Source organism: Lysobacter sp. ISL-50, from assembly GCF_018612875.1.
Classification (GTDB): Bacteria; Pseudomonadota; Gammaproteobacteria; order Xanthomonadales; family Xanthomonadaceae; genus Lysobacter.
In genome coordinates this window covers 87606-95790 of sequence record NZ_JAGGRI010000012.1, presented here as the reverse complement: position 1 = coordinate 95790, position 8185 = coordinate 87606, and the positions used below count along the sequence as shown (strand labels likewise).

Below are 8185 nucleotides of genomic sequence, written 5' to 3'. Positions count from 1 at the left end.
TTTAGGCGTTTGATCTTGCTCCCGCTCCCGCTCCCGCTCTTGCTTGAGGCGTTTGCTTTTTTCTCGTCATTCCCGCGAAAGCGGGAATGACGGTAGGAAGGAGTGCGCGAGCCCGGTTGTTGCGATAGAGACTTCAGCGCCATCTTTCCAGGTCGTCATTCCCGCGAAGGCGGGAATCCAGCGACATCAAGCGTTCTCGCACGAAAGGCACTGGATTCCCGCGTTCGCGGGAATGACGGTAGGAAGGAGTGCGCGAGCCCGGTTGTTGCGATAGAGACTTCAGCGCCATCTTTCCAGGTCGTCATTCCCGCGAAGGCGGGAATCCAGCGACTTCAAGCGTTCTCGCACGAAAGGCACTGGATTCCCGCGTTCGCGGGAATGACGGTAGGAGGGAGTGCGCAGGTCTGGTTGTTTCGTCGATCAGGGGTTTTCAGGTTCCTTAGAAGCTTCAAGCAAGATCAAACACTTCAAGCAAGATCAGGCGCTTCGAGCAAGGTCAAGCGCTTCAAGCAAGATCAAACGCTAGACGCTTCCGCCATAGAGCGGCGGGTCACTTTCTTNNCACATTGGGCATCCTGCCCAAGGTGACACCCGGCGCACGTCCATGTGCGCCGCCCTTCGGGTGTCCCTGGTCTCGCGAGTTACTAGCTGCGCCAAGCCAGAGCTAAAGCAAAGCAGTACTAAGCAGAGCCGAAGCAAAATCTTGGCAACAGCAACGGCAACTGCAACTGCAACTGCAAAAGCCGTGGCGGCCTGTCACCGCCTCACGGCACCGCCGGCTTGTTCGACTTCAACAAATTGAAAGCAAACCCCGCCACGATCAACGCCCCACCCACCAACACCGCCCACAGCAGGTATGAGTGCCAATCGCGCTCAGGCTCAGCCGGCACCAACGCCGACGCCCCCGCCAGCGCCGCCGCCGGCCCCAACGTCGCATCGGCTGGTTGCCAGTCGCGCCCGCGCGAGGTGCGCAAGGCCTCGATCAAATGCGCCAACGGCGAATCCCCGCGCGCCGCGCGCGCACTGCCGGCGACCAACGCATACGGCGGCTCGCCCTGCGCCAGGAACACGACCACTTCGGGCCGATAGCCCAAGCGCAACACCGGCTCGCCCGGCACCGCGCCGTTCGCGCGCAAACGCCAATGGCGATCGCGCACCGTCGCGGCCAGTTGCCGCGCCGCCGAACGGTCGCCGTCGCCCTTGCCGGCGACCTGATACGCCATCCACGGGCCGGCCTGCGCGTACCAGCCCTGTTCTTCGTCGTCGCGGCTCTCAAGCCGCCATTCCAGCGCGTGATTGCCCGGCAACGCCACGTCGGCCTGCTGGATCGGGAAGCGGCCGTCGAGCGTGTACTCGAAGGCGATGCTGCCGTCCTTGAGTTCCACCCGCCGCCCCTTGAGCTCGCGCCACTGCAACGGCGCGCCCGCCGCGTTGCCGGCCAGTTCCGCGGTCACCGCGCTGATCTGCGCGGCGGATTTCGGGTCCTGCGGCGTCAACCGCAGGTAACGCGCCTGCTCGCCGACCGCATCGAACACGATCCGCCGCTGCACCAACCGCTGGCCGCCGCGCTGCAGATCGACCAGGCGGCCGCTGCTGCCCAGGCTGCGCCAGTGATCGAGATCGTCGCTGGCTTCGACCCCGTAGGCCGCGTCCAGCGCCGCGCCCGGCGCCCATTCCAATTCCAGGGCCAAAATCGGCGCGCGCAGGCGGCTGGCGTCGATCAGCAGGGAGGTCTGCGGCAGCTTGGCGGTGTCGGCGGCGGTGCTGCGCGCCTCGACCCGGCGCAGACGGCCGTCGGTTTCGACTTCGCTGACCAACTCCCAACCTTGCGTGGCCGAACCCGAGGGCGATGCCGGCAACGGGAACCACGGCAGCGTCACGCGCTGCGGCGCGCGCGCGATCGGTTGCTCGGGCGCGAACACCGAGGCCGGCACGACCGCGCCGCCGCGATCGATCACGTCCACGTCGCGCAACTGCGCGCTTTGCGCCTGGCGATACACCGCTTCGTCCAGCACCACGCGATAGGCGCCGCCGTCGTCGCGGCCGAGTTGCAAGGGCCACTGCTGCGCGTAGTCCTGGCGCGGGCCGGCCGTGGCCAGCAAGGGCAACGCCGCCAACCACATCAGATAACGCTTCATGCCTGAGCCTCCTGCGGATTTCGATCGTTACCGTCGGAGCGGCTCGGCGGCGCCGGCGCGAAGTAACCGACCAAGATGCACAGCAGGCCGTAGGCGATGAACGAGGCGATGCCGAGCAGATTGCCCAGATGGCTGCGATCGACCACGATCAGCTTGACCAGCACCACGCCCATCAACACCGCGCTGGCCAGCCACAGCCCGCGCTGGCCGCGGCGCGAGCCGGCGATCCAGCCGGCCACGCCCAGCACGCTCCACACCACGGTCAGGCTGGTCTGCACCAGGCTGGTGGAGAACATCGACGAACCCCATCCGACATGGCCCCAGAAGTGCGCGCTGCGCAGCACTTCGACGGTGATCAACACGAAACCGATCGCGGCCAGGATCGGCACGCGACGGCGCCGCAGCGCTTCGCCGGCCAAGGGCGTGGCGAGCCAGAAGCCGAGCATCAGCAAGGTCGCGGTCTGCATCAGCGACAAGGGATTGAGCAGCGGTATCCACAGCAGCGGATGCGGATTGGCCGGCGTCAGCAAGGTCAATGCCAGCGTCGCCGCCAGCACCAGCATGAAACTGGCCATCGCCAGCGCGTGCCATTGCTCGAAACGTTGCGCCACCGGCCGGCCGACGATCGAAGCGCGCCACAAACTCAGCGCCGCCATCGCCAGCACCGGCAGCAGCAGCACCGTCGCGGTCCAGCCCGAGCCGAACGCGGCGACGTCGTCGTGCACCGACAAACGCAGCAACCGGAACAACGTCACGCCGATCGCCAGTGCCCACGCCCACAACCAGGCCAGATGGCCGAGCGCGAGTTCGCGCCCCGCGCGTTCGCGCAGATCGGTCAGGCTGCGCCAGCCCAGACCGGCGTACAGCGCCCACGCCGCCCAGCCCCACTCGGCGAACGGATAGCGGTGCGCGTCGGCCTGCAGCAGCGCCAGCGGCAGCGCCGCGGCGAAACCGATCGCCGCGGTCAGCGACAAGGCCTTCCAGTCGTGACGACGGAACACTTCCGCCGCCGCCCAGCCGGTCACCGCGACCAGCATCAGCACCGCGTCGGCGCTGTTGCGGTCGGCGACGAAATCGGCGATCTCGCGGCCGGTCGCGCCCAGCCACCACGCCAGGCCCCACAGGTAATAAGCCAGTGCCGGCGCGCGCGCGGCGTCGCGGCGATAACTCCATGCGCTGGCGAGACCGGCCACCGCGATCAGCACCGCGCCGGCGAAGTTGGCGTTGAGGATCGGCGTGTAACCCTCCCAGACCGAATCGCTGGCGCCGACGATGAAGGCTAACGCGGCCGCGATCTGCAGGCCCAGGCCGGTGAGCTGCGGCAGCAACCGCTGCTGGCGCAGACCCAGCCAGACCAACGCCGCGCCTTCCAGCGCGAACACACAGGCGGTGGCTTCCGCGGCCAACGCCAGCGGCACGGCCAGGGTCGCGAAACCGACCGCCAGCAGCGCATACGGCGTGGACAGTTCGACGAAGCGCTGATCGCGGCGCAGCCACCACGCCAGCGCCGCGTACAGCGCGCCCAGGCCGAGCGCGCAGAACGCCAGCGGCATGCGATCGCCGTCGAGCAGACCGGCCTGCAGGGTGAAGGCGATCAGCGGCGTGCCGAACACCAGGCAACCGTCGATGAGGTCGCGGCGCCCGGCGGCGCGGCGGCGCGCGTACAGCACCGGGATCAGCAGATAGAAAGCGAAGAACAACAGCAGGAACGGCTCGGTGGTCGAGAAATGCTCCGGCCGGTACTTGAGCACGCCCCACAAGGTGCCGATGCCCCAGGTGAAGGCGAAGCCGATCAGGTTCAGCACCCGCCACGGACGCCACCACGCGATCGCGAAGATGCCGGCGTTGAGCACCGCGTAGTAACCGAACAAGGCGACATGGTTGCCCGAACCGGTGGACAGCCAGATCGGCGCGAGGAAGCCGGCGAGGATCGCGAACACCGCCAGCGCCAGCGCGTTCTGCTTGACCGACAGCACGCCGGTGCCGGCGACCAGCACCACGCTGATCGCGAACGCGGCGCCGGCCGGGATCAGGCCGTACAGCTTGAACGCGGCGAACACCACCAGCAGCAGCACGCCGATCGCCCCGCCCTGCAGGCTCAGCGCGAACACGCGCTTGCGCTCGCGCTGCTGCCAGCCGAACACCAGCCCGCCCATCGCCGCGACGGCGATGCCGGCGAGACGGAACTCCATCGGCACGTGCATCCAGCCCTGGTCGCTGGCGTACTTCAGCAGCGCGGCGACGCCGGCCAGCAACACCAGCATGCCGACCTTGACCGGCACGTTGCCCTCGGTGAACCAGCGCCGGATCCAGCGCGCGCCGAGAGTGAAGATGTCCGGCGGCGACGGCGCACGCGGTGCGCGTGGCGTCGGCGCGACGGGCGCGCGAAGCGGCATGGGCGAGGCCGCCGCGGCGGCCGGTCGCGGCGGCAACGGCGGCGGCACGGACGGTGGCGTGGCCGGGAACGGCGGCGGAGTCTGCGGCGCAGTCGCGGCGGGCGGCGCCGTGCTGGCGATCGGGCGCGCCGGCGTCTGCGGCAGCGCTTCACGATCGATGCGCTCGATACGCTCGGCCAGGGTTTCGTCCTCGCGGCCGCGCGGTGCCGCCGGAGCGTCTGCGGACGCACGAAGCTGTGCCAGGGTCCGTTCCAGGCCCGACACCCGGGACTTGAGCCCGGAGATCTGGACCAGGGCGACGATGAGCAGCACCGGCACCAACAGCAAAGCCAGTACCAGCAAGACAATCAGTGCTTCCATCACAGTTCCCCGTTCCTTATGGCGGGCACGTTACACCAAGGCGCGGCGTATGGAAGCGTCGCCTTCACTCGCTATATACACGATTCATTCACCACATATCGCGTTGACGAAATCGCATAACCACACTATGTTGTGCCCGTCGGTGCCGATCTTGCGATCGGCTGAAAAGGGAAGTCGGTAGGGACGCGACCGCGAGCACTCGCGGCGGGGTCCGAAGCCGGCGCTGCCCCGCAGCGGTATGGGAAACGAACGGGTCATGGCACTGGGCGGTATGCCTGGGAAGCGACCCCGGTAGGAGGAACGAGAAGCGGGCGAAGAAAAGTGAGAACCGGGTCACCCCGTAGTGCTCACTTCTCTTTGCCCGTTTCTCGCTCCGAGTCCCGAGCCCGAAGACCTGCCGACAGCCGCGCGTCGCACAACCGCGCGGTACCGGCCCACAGGAGTCTTCGGGGGAAGACGGCCGGTGTCGCGGCTCGACGGCCCTCCGTCGCGCCCGTCCGTTCCGGCGCGCAGCGCCGAGCGGGCCGTCCCAGACCTCGCGTCTCGGGCCGCGCGACACCCAGCCGACACACTCCCAAGCTCTGCGCCCGCGGGGGCATGGCCGCGCCACCGATGACACCGCGCGCGCGGTCCGTCGTCGCCGGCGCGTCCGCGTTCTCCGCACCGTGCACCCACGCCCCGGAGTAATGCCATGACCACACTCGCATCCGATCCGTCCGTCGCCCCCGCCACGGACGCCGCCGCCACTGCCAACGCCGCCGCCAAGCCGGCCGCAGCCCGTAGCGCGCAAGACGCGCCCGGCTTCGCCCTGACCCCGCCCGCGGCCAACCTGACCATGAGCGTGACCAAGCGCAACGGTCGCCGCGAACCGGTCGATCTGAACAAGATCGTGCGCGCGGTGACCCGCAGCGGCGAGAACCTCTACGCGATCGATCCGATGCGCGTGGCCACCCGCACCATCTCCGGCCTGTACGACGGCGCGACCACGCAGGAACTCGACGAACTGTCGATCCGCACCGCCGCCCTGCTGACCGCGGAAGAACCCGAATACGGCCGCCTCGCCGCGCGCCTGCTCGCCGGCGTGATCGAGAAAGAAGTCGCCGGCATCGAAATCCACGCGTTCTCGCAGTCGATCCAGCGCGGCCATGAGCTGGGCCTGATCAACGAGCGCCTGGTGACCTTCGTCCAGGCCAACGCGCGCAAGCTCAACGACGCGATCGACCGCAGCCTCGACGCCAAGTTCGATTACTTCGGCCTGCGCACGCTGTACGACCGCTACCTGCTGCGCCACCCGACCGCGCGCACCGTCATCGAGACGCCGCAGCAGTTCTTCCTGCGCATCGCCTGCGCGCTCAGCGAAGACGTCGGCGACGCGCTGGCGCTGTACCGCCGCATGGCGCAGCTGGACTACATCCCGTCCTCGCCGACCCTGTTCAACGCCGGCACCACGCACGAGCAGCTGTCGAGCTGCTTCCTGCTCGATTCGCCCGACGACTCGCTGGAAGCGATCTACAAGCGCTACATGGACGTGGCCAAGCTCAGCAAGTTCAGCGGCGGCATCGGCCTGAGCTACACGCGCATCCGTTCGCGCGGCTCGCTGATCCGCTCCACCAACGGCCTGAGCAACGGCATCGTGCCGTGGCTGAAGACGCTCGATGCCTCGGTCGCGGCGGTCAACCAGGGCGGCAAGCGCAAGGGCGCGGCCTGCGTGTACCTGGAGCCGTGGCACGCCGACGTGGAAGAGTTCCTGGAACTGCGCGACAACACCGGCGACGAAGCGCGCCGCACGCACAACCTCAATCTGGCCAACTGGATTCCGGACGAATTCATGCGCCGGGTCGAGGCCGACGCCGACTGGTCGCTGTTCGATCCGTCCAAGGTGCCGCAGCTGACCGATCTGTGGGGCGAAGCCTTCGACCGCGCCTACCACGCCGCCGAAGCCGCCGGCCTGGCCGCGAAGAAGGTCAAGGCGCGCGACATCTATGGCCGGATGATGCGCACCCTGGCGCAGACCGGCAACGGCTGGATGAACTTCAAGGACAAGTCCAACCGCGCGTCCAACCAGACCCTGCGCGACGGCAACGTCATCCATCTGTCGAACCTGTGCACCGAGATCCTGGAAGTCACCTCGCAGGACGAGACCGCGGTGTGCAACCTGGGCTCGATCAATCTCTCGCACCACGTCGAGATGTACGACGATGGCAAGGGCGCGTTCGATTTCGACAAGCTCGCCGAGACCGTGCGCCTGGCCGTGCGCCAGCTCGACCGCGTGATCGACCTGAACTTCTACCCGATCGAAACCGCGCGCCGCGCCAATCTGAAATGGCGTCCGGTCGGCCTGGGCTCGATGGGCCTGCAGGACGTGTTCTTCAAGCTGCGCATGCCGTTCGACTCCGAGCCGGCGCGCAAGCTCGCGCAGGAAATCGCCGAGGCCATCTATTTCCACGCGCTGTCGGCGTCGAACGAGCTGGCGATGGAACACGGCAAGCATCCCTCCTTCGACGACACCCGCGCTTCGGTCGGCGAACTGCAGTTCGAAGCATGGGGCGTGACCCCGTCGCAGCCCGAGCGCTGGGACGCGCTGCGCAAGCGCATCGCCGAGCACGGCCTGCGCAACTCGCTGCTGATCGCGATCGCGCCGACCGCGACCATCGCCTCCATCGCCGGCTGTTACGAGTGCATCGAGCCGCAGGTGTCGAACCTGTTCAAGCGCGAGACGCTGTCGGGCGACTTCCTGGTGGTCAACAAGTACCTCGTGGAAGAGCTCAAGAAGCTCGGCATGTGGACCGCCGAGATGCGCGACCGCATCAAGATGGCCGAAGGCTCGATCCAGTCGGTGACCGAAGTGCCCGAGACGCTGCGTCAGGTCTACCGCACCGCGTGGGAACTGCCGATGCGTTCGCTGATCGACATGGCCGCCGAGCGCGGCGCGTACATCGACCAGAGCCAGTCGCTGAATCTGTTCATCGAAAGCCCGAACATCGGCCAGCTCAGCTCGATGTACATGTACGCGTGGAAGAAGGGTTTGAAGACGACGTATTACCTGCGTTCGCGTCCGGCGACGAAGATCGCCAAGACCACGGTGAGCGCGCCGACGGTCGCGACGCCGAAGCCGGAGTACACCACCGACGAAGCGATCGCCTGCTCGCTGGAAAATCCCGAGTCCTGCGAAGCCTGCCAGTAACACGCTGCGCTCCCTCTCCCGCTGCGCGGGAGAGGGCCGGGGTGAGGGCAAGCGCACCATCCAGCTCGCGTCGTCATCGCACCTCGCGCGCCCTCATCCGCCCTTCG

Annotated in this window: 3 protein-coding genes and 1 riboswitch; of the genes, 1 reads left to right on the top strand and 2 read right to left on the bottom strand. The window is 67.8% G+C overall.

What is annotated here, in order from left to right; genetic code table 11:
• Positions 1-764: 764 nt before the first annotated feature.
• The gene (locus J7J50_RS08185) at positions 765-2138 is read right to left on the bottom strand and encodes a DUF3999 domain-containing protein (protein WP_215097483.1); all 1374 of its coding nucleotides are present in this window, start codon (positions 2136-2138) and stop codon (positions 765-767) included.
• The gene (locus tag J7J50_RS08180) at positions 2135-4894 is read right to left on the bottom strand and encodes a DUF2339 domain-containing protein (protein ID WP_215097481.1); all 2760 of its coding nucleotides are present in this window, start codon (positions 4892-4894) and stop codon (positions 2135-2137) included. Before J7J50_RS08180 ends, J7J50_RS08185 begins: the two co-directional genes overlap by 4 nt.
• Positions 4895-5017: 123 nt before the next feature.
• A riboswitch (cobalamin riboswitch) is annotated at positions 5018-5311 on the top strand.
• A gap of 418 nt (positions 5312-5729) precedes the next feature.
• Here J7J50_RS08180 and J7J50_RS08175 point away from each other — a divergent pair.
• A complete protein-coding gene (locus J7J50_RS08175; protein WP_215060686.1) occupies positions 5730-8078 on the top strand; it encodes a ribonucleoside-diphosphate reductase subunit alpha in 2349 nt (782 codons plus the stop codon).
• Positions 8079-8185 lie beyond the last annotated feature (107 nt).

Bases quoted from the DNA above. Each gene is read 5' to 3' on its own strand.
- J7J50_RS08185 (WP_215097483.1), bottom strand. From the start codon at position 2,138: ATGAAGCGTTATCTGATGTGGTTGGCGGCGTTGCCCTTGCTGGCCACG.
- J7J50_RS08180 (WP_215097481.1), bottom strand. From the start codon at position 4,894: ATGGAAGCACTGATTGTCTTGCTGGTACTGGCTTTGCTGTTGGTGCCG.
- J7J50_RS08175 (WP_215060686.1), top strand. From the start codon at position 5,730: ATGAGCGTGACCAAGCGCAACGGTCGCCGCGAACCGGTCGATCTGAAC.